Raw genomic sequence first — 21,231 nt, 5'->3', positions numbered from 1 at the left:
GTCCCTCCGCCCGCCTTCGTCGTCGTGCCGGTCGGGCGACCCGCTCATCGGACCGAGCCATGCTGATCGAGCAGCCCGTGCAGCGGGTCACCGCATGCTGATCGATCTGCATGCGCAGCGGGCCACCTCATGCTGATAGAGCAGCCCGCGGAGCCGGCCGCCGCATGCTGATCGAGTAGCCCGCGCAGCGGGCGTATCGAGATCCACCGGCGTCAGAAGCCGAGTCTGCAGACCGCCCTGCAGAGGACGTGGGGTCTCGATACGCCCCTGCGGGGCTACTCGACCAGCATGCACGGATCCGACGTCGGGAGATCGAACTCTCGCCGAGACCGACAGCTGTTGCGTACGGGACCAGGCGCGGGATAGCGTCGAACGAGAGATCGTTCTCCCGCCCGCTGGCGGGGCGCCACGCGACTCCCCGATGAAGAGGACTCCCCCGTGAGAAGAAGAATCCTGACCGCGGCCGCCGCAGTCGCCACCGTCGCCCTCGCCCTGACCGGCTGCTCCTCGGGCGGTGGCGGCGGCGCGTCCGACGACCCGAACGCCGAGGTCCAGTTCTGGTCCTTCACCGGCATCCAGGCGAAGGACAACGTCAGCGAATACCTGGCCAAGAAGCCCGACGCGAAGGTCAAGCTGACCGAGGTCGGCTCCTCGCAGGAGACCGCCACCGCCCTGACCGCCGCGCTCGCCGGCGGCAAGGTGCCGGACCTTGTCATGATCCAGGGCGACGACCTGCCCCGCTTCGTCGAGAACAGCGCCAACTTCCTCGATCTGCGCACCCTCGGCGGCGACGACCTCGACGCCTCCTACCTGAAGTGGGCCGCCGACGCCGGCACCGCGCAGGACGGCTCGGTCGTCGGCATCCCGACCGACGTCGGCGGGCTGAGCTTCGCCTACCGCGCCGACCTCTTCGAGCAGGCCGGCCTGCCGACCGACCCCGCCGAGGTCGCCGCGCTCTGGAGCGACTGGGACGGCTTCCTCGCGACCGGCGAGAAGTACACCGCCGCGACCGGCAAGCCGTTCGTCGACAACGTGGAGACCAGCGTCTTCTACTCGACCATCAACCAGGTGACCGAGAAGTACTACTCCCCCGACGGCGAGCTGGTCTACGACACCAACCCGCAGGTCGAGGACGCCTTCGACACCGCCGTGCAGGCGCACGACGCGGGCATCAGCGCCGGCATCGCCGCGTTCTCCTCGGGCTGGGGCCCCGGGCGCGCGAACGGCGCGTTCGCGGTGACCGTCGCTCCCTCCTGGATTCTGCAGGGCATCAAGACCGACGCCCCCGACACCGCCGGGAACTGGCGCGTCACGAGCGTCCCCGGCGTCGGCGGCAACTGGGGCGGCAGCGTCATCGCCATCCCGGCCCGCGCCGAGCACCCCGAGGCTGCCTGGCAGTACATCGAGACGATGATGTCCGCCGAGGGCCAGGAGGACCACTTCGCCACCTCGGGCACCTTCCCGGCGGCGACCGATGCGCTCGAGAGCGAGAGCGTGCGCGCCTACACGGACCCGTTCTTCGGCGACTCGAAGATCGGCGACGTCATCGCCACCTCCGTCGAGCAGTTCCCGTCCTTCGTCAACGGCCCCGACACCGGCGTGATCGGCGCGGCGCTCTCCGGTGCCCTGGTCGAGCTGGAGTCCGGCAACGTGAGCTCCGCGGACGCCTTCTCCTCCGGCCTCGACAGCGCGCGTCAGGCCGTCGGCGGCTGACGCTCCCCCGCTGCACGACGACGCCCCCGAGCCCTCCGGCCCGGGGGCGTCCTCGTTGAGCGGTGCGAGACGTCCGGTCAGACCTCGTCCCGGCGGACCACCGCGGTCCGCCAGGTGTCGATGAGCACGACCGACCCGAGCATCACGAGCGCGAGCGCCACCGAGGCGAGGGTGTCAGTGAGCCAGTGGTAGCCGAGGTAGAGCCGGGCGACGACCTGGCCGGCGATCATCCCGAGCGAGAGCGCGAAGCCGCCGATCGCCCACACCGGCGAGGAGCGGCGCGAGGCGAGCAGGAAGGTCGTGATCAGGAAGAAGTCGCAGACGCCGGTCACGTGGCCGGACGGGAAGGAGAACGTTCCGTCGGCCCCGAGCAGCATGTACTCCACGGGCGGCCGCATCCGCTGCACCAGGTGCGCGGCGAGCTGGACGCTGAGCATCCCCGTGATCATTCCGCCCGCGAGCAGGAGCGGCCGCCAGAGGTGCCGCGCGAGCGCGATCCACAGCACGAGTACGCCGAGGATGATGATCGGCAGGAACACCGGGCCGAAGACCGTGGCCAGCGTGTCCATCACCACCGTCCCCTCCGCGAAGCGCTTCGCGCGGAACCACTCCGAGACCGCGGGGTCGAGCGCCGCCAGGCCGGTGCCCGTCGCGACCTGGACGATCAGCGCGGCGAAGAGCACGAGCCCGACCGCCACCGAACCGCCTCCCGCGCGCATCAGGCGGCGGCGGGCGGGCTCCGTCATCTCCCGCTGCTCGACGAGGAAGCGCTGGTGGAATCGGGCGCTCGGAGAGAGGGCGGCGGTGCTCATCCGCTCACCCTAGGGGTCGGTGGCGAGCGCCCGGACCGCACTCCGCTGTCGGTGCTCGGCTGCCGATCCCCTGCCCGTGCGTCGTCCAGCTGGTCGCGCGCATTGTCAAGAGCGGATAACCGCCGCCCGGATCGGGGACCATCGGGGGATGGCGACCAGCGGAGCACCCCTCGAGGGCCGGCACGTCCGATTCATCCGCTACACCCGCACCCGCGACGGCTGGACCAGTGAGACGGTCCACGGGCGCCTCGAGGGGCACACTCCGGCGATCTGGCAGCTGCGGGTCGTCGACGAGCTGCGCGAGCTGCCCCGGGACGAGTGGGCGCTCTACCGCCCCTGACCCGGGCGCCCGGTCAGCGGCCGAGGGTGCTGCTCGGGTACTCGCCGAAGCGCGAGGCGTAGGCGGCGGAGAAGCGGCCGAGGTGCGAGAATCCCCAGCTGCGCGCCGTGCCGGCCACGCTCGCGCGCGCCGGGTCGCCCAGCCGCAGATCCGTGTGCACCCGGTCGAGGCGCACGTCGCGGACGTACTGCAGCGGTGTCGTGCCGAGCAGGCGCTGAAACGCGACCTGCAGCCCGCGGACGCTGAGGTGCGCGGCGGCGGCGATCTCGATCGGTCCGATCGGGAGATGGGCGTTCTCGTGCACGAACTCGACGGCGGAGCGCATCCCGGCGTTGCTCGGGGCGAGCAGGACCTCCGGGAGCGCCGCGCCCTCGGGCGGGTACAGCTCCAGGAACGCGGCCGCCGCCCGGCGGGTCAGCCGGTCCCAGAGCAGCGGCGTCACCCGGCCGGTGCGGACGGCCGTGGAGATCTCGCCGATCACCGCGTGCCACTGCGCCACGGCCTCCACGCCGTGGCGGTGCAGATGGTCGAAGCGGAGCGCGCCCGTGCGGCGGTAGCCGTGCTCGCGGGCACTGCGGTCGACGTGCTCGCGGCTCAGGTGCACGAGCTTCTGGTCGTAGTCGGCGTAGGAGAAGACGAACGGTCGGTGGGCCGGATTCAGGAGCGGCACGCCGCGCGTCACCGGCATCACGTCCCGATGGACGTCGACGATCGCCCTGCCCTCGACCAGCCACTGCACGACGTAGTCGCCGCCGGCCGGATCCTCCCCGGTGGTCGCGCCGCGCATCTGGGACGTGCGCAGCGTCATCACCGGGTCGCCCAGCGCCGCGTAGCGGAACGAGAACGGCTGCTCGGTGGCCGCCACCGACCACCCCGTCCCCGAGTAGAAGCCACCGAGGACCTCGGAGGCGCGCTCGAGGTCGGTGCCGACCGCCTCGATGCGGATGCTCCCCCGATCCTCCCGTGCGCGATCGGGCGCCCGATCAGTCGCCATGCCGCGCTCTCGTCCGCTCCGGCCCACTGGGCAGGTCGAGCACGGTCGCGAGCTGCTGCAGGGTCGAGAGGACGGACTCGACCACGGTGTCGTCAAGCTGCGCGACGAGCGCCGACGCCTCCCGGTCGGCAGCGCCGAACGCCTCGTCGATCGCCTCGCGGCCGCGCGGAGTGAGGGCGAGCCAGCGCCGCCGGCCGTCGGACTCGTCGTCGACGCGCTGCAGGTAGCCGGCCGCGACCAGCCGCTTGGCGGCCATCGACGCCGCGGCGCGCGTGACGTCGAGCCAGTCGGCGAGCTCACCGAGGGCCACCGGGGAGCGGCCGACCCGCGCCACGTACTGCAGGGCCGCGATGTCGGTCGCGCCGAGGCCGAGTCGCACCCGCCCCCGCGCGGTCAGCCGCCGCTGGGCGTCCTGCGCGTGCACGACCGCCTCGACGAGGCGCGCGGCCCGATCTCCGCTCGGCTCGAACTGCAGGTGCTCCGCCACTGCTCCCCCTTCCTTCCGCGCCGATTCGCGGCGTCCGCCGTCGGGGGCACCTCGCCGGGCGAGGAGTGCGCTGAGCGGACAACCGCACCGGAGGGGGATACCGACAAAAAAGTTACCTTGTCTGCGGCGGCCCGGCAATCCGATCCGCCCCGGACCCCGGCAGAGAGGACGACCAGCATGGGCTCCTCAGACGATCGACCCGAGCCGAGGTCGATCGATCCGCTGGATCGGGTTCTCGCGGGACCTCGAGTCGGTCTCCAGCGTCGGATGCCACCTCCTCGTGCGGCGTGGACCGGCCCGGACGCGCCCGGCTCGAGGTGGGACCGGGAGTCCTCGTCCGTGCTGCTCCCCCAGCGGCGAGCCCTCCGTCCTCATGTCATCACTTCGGTGACACTGACGGGGATGCTGTCACCGTCTCGCACCCCCCTCGGCCGTGGTCGCGCCGGTGGTGCTCTCCGTGTCTGAGGACTCCGTCGACGGCGTGTTCGTCTCCTGGGTGGGGTCCCTGCCCGACGTCACGGATGAGGAGGCGGCGGTCCTCCAGGCCGTCGGCTTCCTGAGCGCGAGCCTGCGGATCTCCGCCGACGTCGCCTTCGTCACGCTGCGCGCCGAGGCGGCGTCGAGCGGTCTCGACCTGCCGATCGTGGCCCGCGAGGTGCTCGGCCACCAGCGCAGCATCACCGCCCCCCGCTCCGAGGACTGCCCCTGCAACTGAGCGCGACGCACCCGCCCGACCGCTTGGAACGCGCGTCCCCTTCCTGCTGATCGAGTAGCCCGCACAGCGGGCGTACCGAGATCCACCAGCATCAGCAGGACGAGTCTGCAGATCCGCCGTGCTGATGACGGCGGGTCTCGATACGCCCCTGCGGGGCTACTCGACCACCATGTGGCGCGCGTACTGAGGACGAGGTGCGGAGCACGAGCGCCGAGGACAGCGACTACTGAGCCGCCCGTCCCCCGAACCAGCCGAGTCCATGAAGGCGATGAGCGAGAAACACGTGCCAGCGTTTCTCGCGAGCCGGACGGGACACGCTCTGCGGAGCACGACCACACGACCCGCCGACTGCGGCGGGAGGAGCGCTCGCGCTCGTCCCGCGAACAAGCGCCGCACGCGTGCCAGCGTTTCTCGCGAGCCGGACGCAGGACGCTCTGCGGAGCGCGAGCACACGATCTGCCGACTGCGGCGGGAGGAGCGCTCGCGCTCCTCCCGCAATTCACTTCAGTACAGGAGCCCCGTGAGCCGCGCCCGTGCCTTGTTCACGCGCGGGTCCGTCGTGCCGACGATCTCGAACAGCTCGAGCAGGCGGGCGCGGACGCTCGCCTTGCCGTCGGCGTCGAGGCGCGGGTACATCGCGAGGAGGCGGTCGAAGGCGTCCTCCACGTGGCCGCCGGAGACGTCGAGGTCGGCGACGGCGAGCTGCGCGTCGAGGTTCGCGGGCTCGGCGGCCGCGGTCGATCGGATGTCGTCGAGGGTGCGGCCCTGGAGCCGCTGCAGCAGCTTCACCTGGGCGAGTCCGGCGACGGCGAGGTCGTCGCGCGGGTTCTGCGCGATCGCGGTCTCGTACTCGGCGATCGCGGCGGAGTAGTCGCCGCGGTCGATCGCGTCGTACGCCTCCTGGTGGTGCGGGGGCAGCGGCGCGGCCTCGGGCTCGGCGCCCGGCTCGGCGGCGGCGGCCGGGTCGACCGGGACGGTGCCGGTGACGCCCTGCTGCGCGGCGAGCTGGAGGACCTGCTCGAGCAGGTCGCGGAGCTGCTCCTCGGTGATGAGGCCGTTGAACATCGGCACCGGGCGGCCGGCGATCACCGCGGCGATCGTCGGGACCGACTGCACCTGGAACGCCTGCGCGAGCTGCGGGCTCGACTCGACGTCGACGCCGACCAGCACGAGGGCACCGGCGTAGGAGATCACGACCTTCTCGAGCAGCGCGGTCATGCTCAGGCTCTGGTCGGACCAGGAGCCGCGCAGGTCGATGATCACGGGGACCCGCGAGGACAGCTGGACGACCTGGTCGAACTCGGCGTCACCGGCCGAGAGCAGCAGCGGGTTCGCGACGGGGGCGCCCTGGGGCGCCTCACCGCCGCCCGCGGGTGCGGAGGGCGCGGCCGCGGCCGGCGGGGTGCGCCGGTTCACGAGGGTGGACAGGTCGACGGCACCGCGGAGGTTGCCGGGCAGCGGGGGCAGGGGGGTGCTCACGGCAGCTGCACCACCGAGACGAGTCCTTGGCTCCATCCGAGCATGACGATCTTCTCCTCCGATCCGACGGGCGGTACGTAGAACAGCAACTGATAACCGTAGGTGGTCGCGATGCCCGTGGTCGACTTGTCGATGCCGAGCAGGGTCTGCGAGGCACCGGACGTCGACACGGTCGAGCCCTCGGCGGTCGGGCGGACCGTCGCGGTCTCGGCGATGCTCGCGGCGACGAGCGCGCCGGAGTCGTTGGTGGCGAGGGCGATGGTGTCCGAGGTGCCCGCCGCGTTGGTGAACTCGATCGAGGCGGTGTCCGGCAGCGCCTCGCGATCGGCGTTCTTCTTGTCGACGCCGACCTGGCCGCGCAGGGTGTCGCCGTCGGCCGAGAAGGTGCCGGCGTACTGGCTGGAGTCGCCGTTCGCGAGGATGTCCGCGTAGGCCGCGCCGACGTTCTCCGGAGCGAGCTTCATCAGCTTCGAGTCGGGGGCGACGATCGAGGTGCCGACGGTGACCGGCGCGACGTCGGGGATCCGCGCGTTGGCCTCGAGCGAGATCGCGTAGTCCACCTTGTAGTCGACGCGGGGGCTCGCCTGGCTCATCATCAGGGCGATCGGCGCCTGCGTGGCGTCGGCGGTGTTCTGCACGACCGCCGTGACGAGCCTCGGCCAGCTGTCGGTGTCCTGCGGGAGGACGAGGCTCACCGGCGACGCCGGGATCGCCTGCGGCGCATCGATCGTGCCGCCCTTCGCCAGGACCTCGTAGTTCGTGGTGCGCTCGGTGAGCGCCTCGCCCTGGAAGCGCTCCGCGAGGATGCTCGCGTCGCGAGCGGCGTCTGCGGCGGCCGCGACCTCGGAGACCGAGGCGACGATCGCCTCCGCCTGCTGGGTGGTGACGACCGGGGTCGGCTCCTCGGCGACGGGCTCGGCGCCGGGGGTCGCGGTGGCGGACGCCGTCGGCGTCCCGGAGGCGCTCGCGGCCAGGTCGGGCCAGTAGTCGGAGCTGCAGCCGGCGAGCAGCACGGTCGCCCCCAGCGCGATCGGGAGCACCAGCAGTCGGCGGCGCCGCGAGGGCTGTCCCGCCGCGATCGAGGACTGGATGCCGGCACGGGCGCGCGGCAGGCGGGCGCCGCGCGGCACCTTGCCCTGCGGGCCCTTGCGGCGCGGGCCGTGCTGGCGGCGCAGGTGCAGGAACGCCCAGATGTAGAGGACGAGGCCGATCAGCAGGAACACGGCGCCTCCCAGCAGCAGCGGACCGGCCAGCGGCGTCGCGGTGTCGACCGGCCAGCTCACCCGGATGTCGCTCGCGGCCGGGGCGGTCCCGTCGGTGGCGACGATCAGCGAGACGTCCTCCGGCAGGTCGAGCGCGACGGTGATGCTGCCGGTGCCCTCGAACTGCTCGAGCCAGAGGTCGGAGTCGCGGGGATCGACGACGGCGGCGTTCGCGTCCGCCACGTCGGAGGCCAGCGTCAGCGCCGTCCCGGTCTCCTGCTCGGCGGACAGGCTGTCCGCGCCGTCCTCGCTGCTCGCGTAGTCGATGCGGTCGTAGTCGGAGCCGCCGACCCAGCCCAGCACGTCGGTCGTCGGCGCGTACGCCATCACGAGGTCGCCCTCGCCCTCGACCGTGATCGTCTGCCGGCCGGGATTGGCGCCGAGCGTGCTGCCGTCGATGACGGCGTAGGGGGCGCCGGACTCGAGCGCGGTCTGCGCGGTGAGCGACTCCGGTGGAGCCCACACCGTCCGCTGGCCGATGCCGAGCGCGATGAGCGCCGCGGCGATGACGGTGGCGATGATGGCGAAGACGAACCGCACGAAAGAACTCCTCCTGCGTTGCCGGATCGGGGGGTGGCGGCCCGGGACGGCTCCGGTGACGGCCGGACCGGGGCGCGACGGCAACAGACAAAGACAGTCCAGGTTAGCGGATGGGCTGAGCCGAACCCAGGGATCGGCCGAGAGCCCCGATCCAGGGGCGCGCGGTGCGGGTGTCGGCCCGGGCCCGGAGGCACCCGCTGACTAAACTCCCTGGAGTGCCGCGACCCCACCGCGGCCGTGTTCCGGAGGAGACGACGTGGCAAGCGACGAGGCCGAATTCACCCAGGTGTTCCGGGGCTACGACCGGGACGAGGTCGACAAGGCCATCCAGGGTCTGCGCCGCGAGCTCATCCACGCCAACACCCAGGCCGCCGAGAGCGGTCGCGAGGCCAAGCGCCTCTCCTCCCGCATCGACGGGCTCGAGAAGGAGCTGCAGCAGGTCGGTGCGCCCACCTACGCGGGACTCGGCGCGAAGCTCGAGCACACCCTCCGGGTGGCCGAGGAGCAGTCGGAGCGCATCATCGCGCAGGCGGAGAACGACGCCTCGGCGCTGCGCCGCTCCACCCGCGACGACCGCGACGGCCTGCTGAAGGACGCGCGCGACGAGGCCGAGCGCCTCGTGACGGAGGCACGCCGTCGCGCCGACCGCACCCGCGAGGAGTCCGAGGCGCAGGCCGCCGCGACGCTCGGCAAGGCCGCCGACGACCGCGACGTGATGACCCAGGACGCCGTCCGCGAGGCCGCCGCCATCCGCGGCACCGTCGCCACCGAGGCCGCCGAGACCCGTGCGACCGCCAAGCGCGAGGCAGCGGCGATCCGCTCCGAGGCCGGCCGCGAGGCCGCCGAGATGCGCGCCGTCGCCGCTCGCGAGGTCGAGGTGGCCCGCGCCGAGGCCGCCCGCCTGGCGCAGAGCAACGAGCTGCTGCGCGCCGAGGTCGCCTCCGAGGTCGACCGCCTGCGCGCCACCGTCACCGCCGAGGTCGCCGAGGCCCGCGCCGCGATCGAGGCCGAGGTCCTGGCCGCCCGCGCCGACCTCGAGGCCGAGGTGCTGTCCGGCCGCGCCGACCTCGCCGCGGAGCTGGCCACCGGTCGCGCGGAGGGCGCCCGCGAGCTCGCCGATCTGAGCACCCAGCTCGCCCGCGACCGGGCCGAGGCCGTCGCGCTCCTGGACGCCGAGCTCGCCGCGCTCCGCTCCGCCGCCTCCGACGAGGCCGCCGCGCTCTCGCGCGAGGTCGAGCAGGCCCGGATCGATCTCGTCGTGGAGCTCGCCGCCCGCCGTGAGGAGGCGGACCGCGACTACCTGCTCCGGCACCAGGAGGCGGTCGCCCAGACGCAGCGCTACCTCGACGAGTCGAACCTGCAGCTCGCCGACGCCATCCGCCGCGCGAACGACAAGCGCCTGGAGGCCGACGCGCTCCGCAGCGACGCCCTCGACGACGTCACGCGCCTGCGCCGCGAGGCGCAGGACGAGTCGGACGCGCTGCTCGACTCCGCGCGCGATCGCGCCCGCGAGATGATCGCCGACGCCGAGCGCCGCACCAGAGAGCTGCAGAACACGGCCGAGTCCCGTCTCGACGAGATCCGCACCGAGCGCGACGCGATCGCCGGCTACGTCACCGGCCTCCGCGGCCTGATCGGGCACATCGACGGCCTGTCGGACGACGACGACGACTCGAAGGACGACGACGGCGACTCGAAGGACGACGGCGGCTCGAAGAACCGCTGACCGGCGCGGGCGGGCTCAGCCGAGCTCGCCCGCCCACTCCGTCGGCAGCGGCGACGACTCCGGCGCCACCACCCGCACGATCTCGTCGAGCACGCGGCGCGTCTGCGCCTCGCCGACCCAGAGGTGCTTGCCGCCTTCGACGGCGACCAGCTCGAGCTGCGGGACCGAGGCGAACCGCTCGGCGGCCGCCTCCGGCCGCAGGTAGTCGTCGAACTCGGGGATCAGCGCGACCAGCGGGCGGCCGTCCTCGCCCCAGGCCGCGACCTCCTCGGCCGTCGCCCGGTGCAGCGGCGGTGAGAGCAGGATCGCGCCCTCGACCGGGTGCTCCCTCCCCCACTTCAGCGCCAGCTCGGTGCCGAAGGACCAGCCGACCAGCCAGGGGTGCGGCAGCCCGCGCTCGGCGATCAGCGCCATCGCCGAGGCGACGTCGGCCCGCTCGGCGGTGCCGCCGTCGAAGACGCCCTCGCTCGTCCCGCGCGGCGAGCTCGTGCCGCGGGTGTTGAAGCGGAGCACTGCCACCCCGGCCAGGGCGGGCAGCCGCGCGGCGGCCTTCCGCAGGATGTGCGAGTCCATGAAGCCGCCGTGCGTCGGCAGCGGGTGCAGGGTGACCAGCGTGGCCACCGGCTCGCCCTCGAGCGGCAGGGCCAGCTCGCCGACCAGGGTCAGCCCGTCGGCGGTGTGCAGCTCCACGTCCTCGCGGCGGGCGGGGAGGACGACGCCTCCGCGGATCTCGTGCGTCATCGTGCTCCTTCGATCCGCCAGCAGTGGGTGTGCCAGTGGCGACGGCCGGCGAGGTCCGCGGCGTCGCCGAGTGCTCCGTCGCCGCGCCAGACGACGACGTGGGCGAGGCCGATGTCGATGGTCTGGCCGCAGCCCGGGCAGAGGTAGTTCTTGACCGCGCGCGACGACGAGACGGGCTGGACGTTCCACTCCCGGCCGCGGCGCGTCTCGGTGCGGCGCCAGCCGGCGAGCATCTGCGAGAGGTCGCGCTGCTCGTCGTCGTCCTCGCGCCCGCGTCCGCGGGGTCGATTGCTGCGCGGCATTGCTCCAGTCTAGGAGCCGCCGCGCGAGCACTCGCTCGCAGCCGTCCCGCCCGGGCCGGTCAGTGCGAGGAGTCGTCCATCTCGAGCCGCGTCTCCTCGGCGTCGAGCATCAGCTGCGCCCGGCGCAGGATCCGCGAGGAGTAGACCCCGCGACCGCGCGCCTCCAGCAGCGCCTCGCGCTCGGCGCTGAGCACCGCCCGCCGCAGGTGCAGGTACTGCCCCTGCGGGCCCAGCGGCCCGTCGGCCTCGCGCTCCACCTGCTCCCACGCGACCTGCGAGCGGGTCAGCGTGTCGCGGCGGACCCGCTCCAGCACTCGCTCGCCGACACTGCCGGCCGGCAGGTCCTCGACCGCCTCCGGCAGCGCCTGGATGCCGGTCGAGGCGACCTCGTCGAGCAGCGTGGCCAGCTCGCGGCGGTCGGCGTCGCCGTCGCTCCCCTGGATGCCCGTGACCCGGATGAGCGCCGGCAGCGTCGCCCCCTGCAGCAGGAGGGTGACCACGGCCACGGTGAAGGCGATCAGGATCAGCTGCGAGCGGTACGGCGTCTCCTGCGGCAGGGACTGCGCGGCCGCGAGCGTGACCACGCCGCGCATCCCGGACCAGGAGAGGATGACGCCGCCGCGCCAGCCGAACGCCTCGCTCGTCGTCGCCGCGAGGTCCGTCTCCCGCCGCTGGTACAGCCGCTCCGCTCGCTGCTGGCGGCGGACGAACCGCTCGTCGCTGCTGGCGCTGTTGCGCAGGCGCATCACCCCGACCGCGAGCCGGCGGTTGATCCGCTCCGCCCGCCGGCCCGAGCCGCGCAGCCAGAGCAGCAGCGGCCAGACGAAGAGGGTGCGCAGCACGATCAGGATCACGACCGTCGCGAGCCCGAGGAGGACCGCGGTGTCGACGCCGACGCCGCCCGGCTCGATGTCGCCGACGATCGCCTTGATCTCGGCGCCCATCAGGAGGAACACGCCGTTCTCGAGCAGGAACTGCGCCGTCCGCCAGTTCACCCGCTCGCTGATCCGCGACTGCGGGCTGAGGAACCGCGCGCTGTTGTGCCCGGTGTAGATGCCCGTGACGACGACCGCGAGGACACCCGAGGCACCGAGCTCCTCCGCCGGGATGTAGGCGAGGAAGGGCACCGCGAACGAGACCGCGGTGTCCAGCACCGGGTCGCGCAGCTTCGAGCGCACGAAGACGGTCAGCACGCCCATCACCAGCCCGAGGACGACGGCCATCACGACCGAGTAGACGAAGAGCACGCCGACCTCGCCGATGTCGATGGCGTCGCTCGAGACGGAGGCGCCCACCACGGCGGTCGCGGCCGTGGCGGCGCGCAGCAGCACGAGCGCCGACGCGTCGTTGACGAGGCTCTCGCCCTCGAGCACGGTCACCAGCCGCGGCGGCAGGCCGAGCTTCTTGCCGATCGAGGTGGCCGCGACCGCATCGGTGGGACTGACCACCGCGCCGAGTGCGATGGCGGCCGGGAGGCTGAGGTCCGGCAGCAGCATGTAGAGGAAGAAGCCGACGACGAGCGCCGTGACGACGACGAGCAGCACCGACAGCCCGAAGATCGAGCGCAGATTCCGCCGGAAGTCGGCGAGCGGCACCTGGATCGCCGCGGAGTACAGCAGCGGTGGCAGCACCCCGGCGAGGATCAGCTCCGGCTCGACCTCGATCTCGGGGACCCCGGGGAGGTAGGACGCGCCGATGCCGATGACGACGAGCAGCAGTGGTGCCGCGACCCCGAGCCTGCTCGAGAAGCGCGCGACGGTGACGACGGTGATGATCCCGACGACCCCGAGCAGCGCGTAGTCCACGCTCTCAGGCTATCGGGCGGGCTGACCGCCCCGGGGACGGGCGACGGCGGGGATCAGTACCAGCCGACGCTCTCTGAGTGCGCCCAAGCGCCGCACGGCGAGCCGTAGCGACCGGAGATGTAGCCGAGGCCCCAGGTGATCTGGGTGTTGGCGTTGGTCTGCCAGTCGCCCCCGACGGTCGCCATCTTGCTGCCGGGGAGCGCCTGCGGGATGCCGTAGGCACCGCTGGACTTGTTCTCGGCGTAGACGTTCCAGCCGGACTCGCGGTTCCACAGCAGCACGAGGCAGTCGTACTCGCTGTCGGCCCAGCCGCGCTGCACGATCTGGTCGTAGGCGAGGGCCTTCGCCGAGCCGGGGTCCGGGGCGGCGGAGCGGGCGACGGGCGCCGCGGCGGCCGACTCCTCCTCGTCGTCGTCCTCGACGACGGCCTGCTTCGACTTCGTCGGAGTGGGGGTCGGCGTCGGAGTCGGCGTGGGGGTCGGCTTGGCCTGCGCGTCGAAGGTGTCGCGCTGGACGGTGCGCTCGACCGCCGCCTCGGCGACGACGAGGCGCTGGGCCGGGTCGCCGTTGAAGCGCTCCGGGGCCTGATAGAAGGGCGACGCGACGGCGCCGCTGGACGGGTCGACCGCGCTGACGGCGACGAAGCCGATGGAGGCGGCGAAGGCGAGGAACGCCAGCGGGAGACGGGTCCGGGACCGACGGGCCGCCGGGCGCTTCGAGGTCTCGACCGAGGATCGGGAGACGGGTGGCTGCGCGACGGACGTTCTCTGATGCATACCCACGATCACGAAAGCATAACGGAGGACCTCTCGATCCGCCAGTGCGGGGCCGACCGCTCAGCGCACCGCCAGCATCACGTCGACCACGGCGTCGAGCACGAGGTCCACCTGCGGCTCGGAGTAGCCGCCGCGCTGCGGGGCGAACGACACCGTCCGCACGTCGTCGACGGTCAGCACGGAGCCGTCCCGGAAGTAGCCGGAGACGCGGTCGGAGAAGGCGTCGACCTGGCGGATGTTGTAGCCGGTGGTCAGCACGCCGGCGCGGGTGAAGCGCTCACGCGCGGGCCGCGCCAGGCGGTTCACGATCTCCTGCGCGGTCTCCCGCGCGTTCCGGAGCCAGGCCTCCTCGCCCTGCGACGCGATCGCGTACTGGCGCTCGCGCACCGCGAAGGCGTCCTCGAGGCGCTCCAGCGCGGCGTCGACGTGCGGCGCCGAGTAGCCGCCCTTCTTCAGCGAGAAGGCGGTGTGCCGCAGATCCACCGCGCGCAGGTCGGCCGGACCACCCGAGAGCTGGGCGTAGGCGTCCCTAGCCGAGGCGAGGAAGGAGTCGACCTCGTCCGTGTCGTAGCCGGGCCGGGACTCGCGGGCGCGGGGGAAGGGAGCGTTCATCCCGTCATTCTGCCAAGACGGCGGCCCGGTCCGGGAATCGGCGCGTCGACCGCGTTGCGAGGGGACGGAGTCCGCGCGCTCGGCCGATGCGCGGTCCCGTGCCCGAGGTCAGTGCGCGAAGACGAAGTAGAGCACGTAGGCCGCGGCGGCCGACGGGAGGATCGAGTCGAGCCGGTCGAGGAAGCCGCCGTGGCCCGGCAGCCACGAGCTCATGTCCTTGATGCCGATGTCGCGCTTGATCAGCGACTCGGCGAGATCGCCCAGCGTCGCCGTCAGCAGGACGACCGCGCCGAACACGGCGCCGACCCACCAGGGCTGCCCCAGCAGCAGGAGCGCGAGGAGCACGCCGACGACCACGCCCGCGACCGCCGCTCCCGCGAAGCCCTCCCAGGTCTTCTTCGGACTGATCCGCGGTGCCATCGGGTGCTTGCCCCAGGTGAGACCACTGGCGTAGGCGCCGGTGTCGACGACGATCACGAGGATCAGGAAGGACAGCGCCCAGAGCTGACCGCCCTCCTCCGCGACGAGGCGGATAGCGAAGGCGCCGAGGAACGTGACGTAGATCTGCACGAACGCGCCGAGTCCGACGTCGAGCAGGAGCTCGCGACCGGTCGACCTCGTCCGGCGGAAGAGCTGCTCCCCCAGCCGCCACAGGGCGACCAGCGCAGAGCCGCCGAGCACGGCGAACCACGCGGCCTGCATCCCGCCGTAGTACGCCGCGGGGACCGCGACGACGGCGACGACACCGGTGGGGATGCGCGGGATGTCGCGCCCGGCGTGCCGCAGCGCGTTCGACAGCTCGAGCGCCGCCAGCAGCACGAGGGCGCCGGCCAGCACCATGAAGAGCTCTTTGACGACCAGCAGGCTGACCACCATCGCGCCGCCGCCGATGAGGCCGATGACGGTCGCGGAGACGAGGTTCCGGCCCGAGCGCGCGGTGAGGCGCTCGTTGGTCGCCTCGAGCTGGGCGCGGGTCGCCTCGAGCTGTCGCTCGACGTCGGCCCGGCCCTGCTGGGCCCGCGCGCGCAGGGCGTCGCGCGTGACCATGCGCGAACCCCGGGCGCCCGGAACGTGCGGCGCCGGAGCGTCGTCGCTGCTCTCGGGATCCTCGGGGTTCACGGGCACGGCACTACACCTCGAGCAGTTCGGATTCCTTGCGCTTGAGCGCCTCGTCGATGGCGTCCACGTGCTGCTTGGTCAGGGCCTCGAGCTCCTTCTCGCCGCGCGAGAGCTCGTCGTCGCCGATGTCGCCCTTGAGCGCGTCGAGGTCGCTCTTCGCGCTGCGGCGGATGTTGCGGACGGCGATCTTCGCGTCCTCCGCCTTGGTGCGCACGATCTTCACGAACTCCTTGCGGCGCTCGGCGGTGAGCTCGGGGAGGTTGATGCGGATGACCGAGCCGTCGTTCGTCGGGTTGGCGCCGAGGTTCGGCATGTCCCGGATGGCCTGCTCGATGTCGCGCAGGGCGCCCTTGTCGTACGGGGTGACCAGCAGCGTGCGCGCCTCGATGTTCTGCAGCGATGCGAGCTGCGAGAGCGGGGTGGGCGTGCCGTAGTAGCTCACCAGCACCTTCTGGAACAGGCCGGGGTTGGCCCGACCGGTGCGCACCGTGGAGAAGTCCTCCTTGGCGACTCCGACGGCCTTGTCCATCTTGACGGTCGCGTCGGCGAGTACATCCGAGATCACAGGGGGCTCCTTAAGAGAGGGAAGTGGTCAGTCTAGTTCGGGGCGGGGGCGCCCTAGTTGGAGACGAGCGTGCCGAGCCGGGTGCCCCGGATGGCCCGCGCGACGTTGCCGGCCGGCTCCATCCCGAAGACCTGCATCGGCATGCCGTTGTCCATGCAGAGGCTGAAGGCGGTCGAGTCGACGACCTTGAGACCGCGCTGCAGCGCCTCCTGGTAGGTGAGTGTGTCCAGCTTCTTCGCGTCCGGGTTGGTCCGCGGGTCGGCGTCGTAGACCCCGTCGACGCCGTTCTTCGCGACGAGCACGACGTCGGCGTGCGTCTCGAGCGCGCGCTGCGCGGCGACGGTGTCGGTGGAGAAGTAGGGCAGGCCTGCGCCGGCGCCGAAGATCACGACGCGGCCCTTCTCCATGTGCCGGATCGCCCGGCGGGGGATGTAGGGCTCGGCGACCTGCGTCATCGCGATCGCGGACTGCACGCGCGTCTCCGCACCGGCCTGCTCGAGGAAGTCCTGCAGGGCGAGGGCGTTCATCACCGTGCCGAGCATGCCCATGTAGTCCGCGCGGCCGCGGTCCATGCCGCGCTGCGAGAGCTCGGCCCCGCGGAAGAAGTTGCCGCCGCCGACGACCACCGAGATCTCGACCTCGGTCGCGGCGTCGGCGATCTCGCGCGCCAGGGCGCTGATCACGTCCGGGTTCACCCCGAGAGTGCCGGCTCCGAACGCCTCCCCCGACAGCTTCAGCAGCACCCTGCGGCGCTTGCCCGTCGTCTTCGCATCCGTCTCCGTCATGGACGTTTCCTCCCGTAGACCCGTACAAACCTATCCCGCGCGGGGGACGCCCCGCGACCACGCCCGGGCGCCTCCCCCGGGCAGAGCGAAGGGAGTCCGGGTCGACTGAACGACCCGGACTCCCCTCGCTGTGCGTGCTACGCGCCGACCTTGAAGCGGGCGAAGCCCGACACGGTCAGACCGGCGTCCGCCACGACCTTGCTGATGGACAGCTTGTTGTCCTTGGCGTAGTCCTGGTCGAGCAGCGCGACCTGCTTGAAGTACGCGTTGACGCGACCCTCGATGATCTTCGGCAGGGCGGCCTCGGGCTTGCCCTCGCCGCGCGAGATCTCCTCGACGATGCGACGCTCGTTGTCGACCTCCGACTGCGGCACGTCCTCGCGCGACAGGTAGGAGGGGTTGGCGAACGAGATGTGCTGCGCGATCGAGCGAGCGGTCTCCGCGTCGTCTCCCGAGTAGCCCAGGACCACGCCGACCTGCGGGGGCAGGTCCTTGTTGGTCTTGTGCAGGTAGACGGCGAAGTGCTCGCCGGAGACGGTGGCGACGCGACGGAGCTCGACCTTCTCGCCGAGGATCGCGGCCTCGTCGTTGATGAGGTCGGCGACGGTCTTGTCGCCGGCGGGGGCCGCGAGGGCCTCCTCGACGGTGGTGGCGCCGGCGGCGACGACCGCGTTCAGCACGCCCTCGGACAGGGCGATGAACTTGGTGCCCTTGGCGACGAAGTCGGTCTCGCAGGCGAGCTCGATCAGGGTGGCGACGCCGTCCTTCTCGGCGGCGGCCACGAGGCCCTCGCTCGTGGAGCGGTCGGCGCGCTTCGCGTTGCCCTTGGCGCCCTTGAGGCGGAGGATCTCGACCGCCTTGTCCAGGTCGCCGTCGGCCTCGACGAGCGCGTTCTTGGTGTCGACCATGCCGGTTCCGAGCTGCTCGCGCAGCGTCTTGACGTCAGCAAGACTGAAATTAGCCATAGTTCTGCGAACTCCTCTGTTGTGTCCGGTCGGCGCGGTGCTTCGCGCATCCGCGCCCGCCAGGACGTCGTGGTCTGCCGGTCCCGCGGCGACGGGCCTCGGTGTCGAGGACTCCATCACGCCGGGGTGTCGGCGGTTCTGCTTCGTGGTGAACGTGCACCGAATGAGCGGGGGTCGGCCGGGCGCTCTCGCGACCCGTCCGACCCCCGGCTCAGTGCGGGTGTCAGACGGACGCGGGAGTCTCGTCGGTCGCGGACTCGGTGGTCGAGTCGGCCTCGGCGGGCGCCTCGGCCTCGGCGACGGCCTCGTCGGCGGTCGCGAGCTCGGCGTCGGCGACCTTCTCGGTCTCGGCGCCGGCCTGCTCGGCGGGCTCCTGGACGTCGGACGCCGGGGCGTCGGTCGCGGCGGCGGAGTCGTCGCTCGTGGTGAGCAGCTCCTTCTCCCACTCGGCCAGCGGCTCGACGGCGGAGACGTTGCCCTCGGCCTCGGGCTTCTGGTGACGCTGGATGAGGCCCTCGGCGGCGGCGTCGGCGACGATGCGGGTGAGCAGGCTCACCGAGCGGATCGCGTCGTCGTTGCCCGGAATCGGGTACTGGACCTCGTCCGGGTCGCAGTTCGTGTCGAGGATGCCGATGACCGGGATGCCCAGCTTCTTGGCCTCGTCGATCGCGAGGTGCTCCTTCTTGGTGTCGACGACCCACAGGGCCGACGGCGTCTTCGAGAGGTTGCGGATGCCGCCGAGCGACTTGTGCAGCTTGTCGAGCTCCCGCTTCTTGATGAGGAGCTCCTTCTTCGTGAAGCCGCTCTTCGACGTGTCGTCGAAGTCGAGCTCCTCGAGCTCCTTCATGCGCGCGAGGCGCTTGGAGACCGTCTGGAAGTTGGTGAGGAGGCCACCGAGCCAGCGCTGGTTGACGTAGGGCTGGCCGACGCGGGTCGCCTGCTCGGAGATCGCGTTCTGCGCCTGCTTCTTCGTGCCGACGAAGAGGATGGTGCCGCCGTGGGCGACCGTCTCCTTGACGAAGTCGTACGTCTTGTCGATGTAGGCCAGCGACTGCTGGAGGTCGATGATGTAGCTGCCCGAGCGCTCGGTCAGGATGAAGCGCTTCATCTTCGGGTTCCAGCGACGGGTCTGGTGCCCGAAGTGGACGCCGCTGTCGAGCAGCTGGCGCATGGTGACGACTGCCATGAGTCGTTCTCCTTCTCTGGGGCTCGGGCGCACGACGGCGCCGAACTCCCGTTCGGTTGTCCGCGACGGCCGGTCGGCACGTCGCCCTGGCGCCCGGCGCGCTCCCGCCCTCCTCGCACTGGGCGAAGGGGACCGTGGGGAGCGTTGGCCGAATGGGCGCGCGTAGTCACCCCGACGAGCGAGGTGCTCCGAGAAGACTAGCACCAGGACGGCCGCCTCCCCCGCGGGGCGCAGCCCGTGTGTCTGCCCCGCGCCCGCTGCCAATCTCCGGCACGTGAAAACACCTCCGGCACGCGGAATCGCCCGATTCGTCGAGCCCGAGCCGAGATCACGAGCCCGGGGTCCCGCTGCCCGCCTCCGGCACGGAGAAGAGGCTCCGGCTCGCAGAGAATCCTCAATTCGACGAGCCGGAGCCGAAATCACGCGCCCGGGGCTCCGCACCCACCTCCGGCACGCGGATACACCTCCGGCACGCGGAAACCGCTCGATCCCACGAGCCCGGACCGGAACCGCGAGCCCGAAATCCCGAAACGCAGCTCCGGCACGCAGAAACACCTTCAGCACGCAGAAACCGTCTGATCCCACGAGCCCGATTCGCCATCACGAGCCCGAAGTCCGACGCGCAGCTCAGCCACGCGGCTCCGACACGCGGCTCCGGCACGCGGATACGCCTCCGGCTCGCAGAACCGCTGTGATTCCATGAGCCGGAGGCGTTCTCGCGAGCCGGAGCCCGGAGCGAGGCGAGGCCGCGCGCTACTTGCGCGCCGACTTCATCACGGTGCGGATGTGCAGGGTGTCCATCTCCTCCAGCGAGCGGCCCTTGGTCTCGGGCACGAACAGGAACACGAAGAAGAACGAGATGAGGGCGAACGCCGCGTAGAGGCCGTAGGCGAGGGTCAGCGAGACGTCCTGCGACAGGATCGGGAACGTCACGGTGATCGCGAAGTTGGCGATCCACTGCGCCGAGGCGGCGAGGCCCAGGGCGGCGGCGCGGATCCGGTTCGGGAAGATCTCGCCGAGCAGCACCCAGACCAGCGGGCCCCAGGTCGCGCCGAAGAAGACGACGAAGGCGTTGGCCGAGACGAGGGCGATCGGGCCCCAGGCACCGGGCAGCGAGACGTCCTCGCCGCTGATCGTCGACTGGCTGAACGCGAGCGCCATCAGTCCGAGCGAGATCGCCATGCCGGCGGAGCCGACGAGCAGCAGCGGCTTCCGGCCGACCTTGTCCACCAGGAAGATCGCGACGAAGGTGACCACGACGTTCACCACCGAGGTGAAGACCGAGATGGCGAACGAGTTCGACTCGTCGAAGCCGACCGCGCTCCAGAGCGAGGTCGAGTAGTAGAAGATCACGTTGATGCCGACGAACTGCTGGAACACCGAGAGCAAAATGCCGACCCAGACCACCGGCAGCAGGCCGAGCGCCGGACCGCGCAGGCTGGAGCGCTGGGCGTTCTCGGCGTCCTCGTCGATCTTCTTCTGGATGTCGGCCAGTGCCTCGTCCACCTCGTCGCGCGGGGTGACCGTCGCGAGGACCTTGCGCGCGTCCTGCGAGCGACCCCGCGTGGCGAGGTAGCGCGGCGATTCCGGCAGCGTCAGGGCGAGGAGGCCGTAGATCACGGCGGGCACGGCGCAGGCGATGAACATCCAGCGCCAGGCCGCGACACCGAACCAGTACGGCTCGGACGCGCCGCCAGCGCCCTCGGCGATGACGGTGTCCGAGAGCAGCGCGGCGAAGATGCCGAGCGTGATCGCGAGCTGCTGCAGCGACGCGAGCGCCCCGCGGATCGCCTTGGGCGCGATCTCGGAGATGTAGGTGGGGGCGATCACCGAGGCGATGCCGATGCCCAGGCCGCCGACGACGCGCCAGAGGACGAGGTCCCAGACGGCGAAGGCCGCGCCCGCGCCGATCGAGGAGATGAAGAAGAGGCCTGCGCCGAGCAGCATGACCTTGATGCGGCCCCAGCGGTCCGCGAGGCGACCGGCGAGATAGGCGCCGACCGCGCAGCCGAGGAGGGCCGACGCGACGGCGAAGCCGATCAGCGCGGCCGACAGCTCGAACTCGCCCTGCACCGCCTCGACGGCTCCGTTGACCACGGACGAGTCGAAGCCGAAGAGGAAGCCGCCGACCGCCGCCGCGATGGCGAGACCGATCACCTTCCTCTTCAGTTTCGCCGCCGAGGGGTTCGGGATGGTGTCAGATCGTCCGCTGGTCATGGTCGTCTCCGATTCTCGCCGCCGGTGGGTGCGGTGTCTCCGCGCCCGCTCCGGATCACAGGCACGTTACTCCCGCCTGCCAATCCGCCG

The 21,231-nt window shown here is 71.9% G+C and carries 20 protein-coding genes; 4 read left to right on the top strand and 16 right to left on the bottom strand.

The annotated features are described in order from the left end of the window. The first annotated feature begins 438 nt into the window (after positions 1-438). Positions 439-1,713 carry an extracellular solute-binding protein gene (locus tag EDF17_RS06645; protein ID WP_123445746.1) on the top strand — a complete coding sequence of 425 codons (1,275 nt, stop codon included), beginning with the start codon at positions 439-441 and terminating at the stop codon, positions 1,711-1,713. A 77-nt stretch (positions 1,714-1,790) separates the two neighbouring features. On the opposite strand, the gene EDF17_RS06640 is transcribed toward EDF17_RS06645, so the two are convergent. Further along, positions 1,791-2,525 (bottom strand): phosphatase PAP2 family protein, encoded by a 735-nt coding sequence (locus EDF17_RS06640; protein WP_123445745.1) that lies wholly within the window; start codon positions 2,523-2,525, stop codon positions 1,791-1,793. A 148-nt stretch (positions 2,526-2,673) separates the two neighbouring features. Between EDF17_RS06640 and EDF17_RS06635 the strand changes: the two genes are divergently transcribed. Then, positions 2,674-2,865: a hypothetical protein gene (locus tag EDF17_RS06635; RefSeq protein WP_123445744.1), complete on the top strand. Its 192-nt coding sequence runs from the start codon at positions 2,674-2,676 to the stop codon at positions 2,863-2,865. 13 nt (positions 2,866-2,878) lie between these two features. Here EDF17_RS06635 and EDF17_RS06630 read toward each other — a convergent pair whose 3' ends face one another. Both EDF17_RS06630 and EDF17_RS06625 read right to left on the bottom strand, forming a co-directional pair. Next, positions 2,879-3,859 carry an AraC family transcriptional regulator gene (locus EDF17_RS06630; protein WP_123445743.1) on the bottom strand — a complete coding sequence of 327 codons (981 nt, stop codon included), beginning with the start codon at positions 3,857-3,859 and terminating at the stop codon, positions 2,879-2,881. Continuing rightward, the gene (locus tag EDF17_RS06625) at positions 3,849-4,346 is read right to left on the bottom strand and encodes a MarR family transcriptional regulator (protein ID WP_208110575.1); all 498 of its coding nucleotides are present in this window, start codon (positions 4,344-4,346) and stop codon (positions 3,849-3,851) included. The genes EDF17_RS06630 and EDF17_RS06625 overlap by 11 nt, the downstream gene beginning before the upstream one ends. A 457-nt stretch (positions 4,347-4,803) precedes the next feature. Between EDF17_RS06625 and EDF17_RS06620 the strand changes: the two genes are divergently transcribed. Then, complete coding sequence (locus tag EDF17_RS06620) at positions 4,804-5,061, top strand: ANTAR domain-containing protein (protein WP_133671926.1); 258 nt, start codon at positions 4,804-4,806, stop codon at positions 5,059-5,061. 504 nt (positions 5,062-5,565) lie between these two features. Here the strand turns inward: EDF17_RS06620 and EDF17_RS06615 are convergent. After that, positions 5,566-6,540 carry a tetratricopeptide repeat protein gene (locus EDF17_RS06615; RefSeq protein ID WP_243732809.1) on the bottom strand — a complete coding sequence of 325 codons (975 nt, stop codon included), beginning with the start codon at positions 6,538-6,540 and terminating at the stop codon, positions 5,566-5,568. Then, complete coding sequence (locus tag EDF17_RS06610) at positions 6,537-8,342, bottom strand: hypothetical protein (protein WP_123445740.1); 1,806 nt, start codon at positions 8,340-8,342, stop codon at positions 6,537-6,539. The genes EDF17_RS06615 and EDF17_RS06610 overlap by 4 nt, the downstream gene beginning before the upstream one ends. Before the next feature lie 256 nt (positions 8,343-8,598). Here EDF17_RS06610 and EDF17_RS06605 point away from each other — a divergent pair, with 256 nt between their 5' ends. Further along, positions 8,599-10,068 (top strand): DivIVA domain-containing protein, encoded by a 1,470-nt coding sequence (locus EDF17_RS06605; RefSeq protein ID WP_123445739.1) that lies wholly within the window; start codon positions 8,599-8,601, stop codon positions 10,066-10,068. A gap of 15 nt (positions 10,069-10,083) precedes the next feature. Here EDF17_RS06605 and EDF17_RS06600 read toward each other — a convergent pair whose 3' ends face one another. The 11 genes from EDF17_RS06600 to EDF17_RS06550 all read right to left on the bottom strand — a co-directional run bounded on the left by EDF17_RS06600 (position 10,084) and on the right by EDF17_RS06550 (position 21,141). Next, the gene (locus EDF17_RS06600) at positions 10,084-10,809 is read right to left on the bottom strand and encodes an alpha/beta fold hydrolase (RefSeq protein ID WP_123445738.1); all 726 of its coding nucleotides are present in this window, start codon (positions 10,807-10,809) and stop codon (positions 10,084-10,086) included. Beyond that, positions 10,806-11,111, bottom strand: coding sequence for a hypothetical protein (locus EDF17_RS06595; RefSeq protein WP_123445737.1), 306 nt, complete (start codon positions 11,109-11,111; stop codon positions 10,806-10,808). The genes EDF17_RS06600 and EDF17_RS06595 overlap by 4 nt, the downstream gene beginning before the upstream one ends. 59 nt (positions 11,112-11,170) lie before the next feature. After that, on the bottom strand, positions 11,171-12,916 hold the full coding sequence (locus tag EDF17_RS06590; protein ID WP_123445736.1) for a sodium:proton antiporter: 1,746 nt from the start codon (positions 12,914-12,916) through the stop codon (positions 11,171-11,173). A gap of 53 nt (positions 12,917-12,969) precedes the next feature. Then, on the bottom strand, positions 12,970-13,692 hold the full coding sequence (locus EDF17_RS06585) for a lytic transglycosylase domain-containing protein (RefSeq protein ID WP_123445735.1): 723 nt from the start codon (positions 13,690-13,692) through the stop codon (positions 12,970-12,972). 60 nt (positions 13,693-13,752) lie between these two features. Further along, positions 13,753-14,304 carry a DivIVA domain-containing protein gene (locus tag EDF17_RS06580; protein WP_123445734.1) on the bottom strand — a complete coding sequence of 184 codons (552 nt, stop codon included), beginning with the start codon at positions 14,302-14,304 and terminating at the stop codon, positions 13,753-13,755. A gap of 108 nt (positions 14,305-14,412) precedes the next feature. After that, the gene (locus EDF17_RS06575) at positions 14,413-15,351 is read right to left on the bottom strand and encodes a phosphatidate cytidylyltransferase (RefSeq protein ID WP_123446013.1); all 939 of its coding nucleotides are present in this window, start codon (positions 15,349-15,351) and stop codon (positions 14,413-14,415) included. An 82-nt stretch (positions 15,352-15,433) separates the two neighbouring features. Then, entirely contained in the window at positions 15,434-15,988 is a 555-nt protein-coding gene (gene frr / locus EDF17_RS06570; RefSeq protein WP_123445733.1) for a ribosome recycling factor, read from the bottom strand. Between the two features lie 53 nt (positions 15,989-16,041). Next, the gene (gene pyrH / locus EDF17_RS06565) at positions 16,042-16,773 is read right to left on the bottom strand and encodes a UMP kinase (RefSeq protein WP_123445732.1); all 732 of its coding nucleotides are present in this window, start codon (positions 16,771-16,773) and stop codon (positions 16,042-16,044) included. 137 nt (positions 16,774-16,910) lie between these two features. Continuing rightward, entirely contained in the window at positions 16,911-17,738 is an 828-nt protein-coding gene (gene tsf / locus EDF17_RS06560; protein WP_123445731.1) for a translation elongation factor Ts, read from the bottom strand. Positions 17,739-17,961: 223 nt separating this feature from the next. Continuing rightward, positions 17,962-18,924, bottom strand: a complete 963-nt coding sequence (rpsB, locus tag EDF17_RS06555; RefSeq protein WP_123445730.1) for a 30S ribosomal protein S2 — start codon at positions 18,922-18,924, stop codon at positions 17,962-17,964. 753 nt (positions 18,925-19,677) lie between these two features. Continuing rightward, positions 19,678-21,141, bottom strand: a complete 1,464-nt coding sequence (locus EDF17_RS06550; RefSeq protein ID WP_123445729.1) for a sugar porter family MFS transporter — start codon at positions 21,139-21,141, stop codon at positions 19,678-19,680. Positions 21,142-21,231 lie beyond the last annotated feature (90 nt).

This window comes from Rathayibacter sp. PhB1 (assembly GCF_004362935.1).
Taxonomy (GTDB): Bacteria; Actinomycetota; Actinomycetes; order Actinomycetales; family Microbacteriaceae; genus Rathayibacter; species Rathayibacter festucae.
Note: the sequence above shows the minus strand (reverse complement) of the source record. Positions and strands in the feature narration are given on the sequence as shown.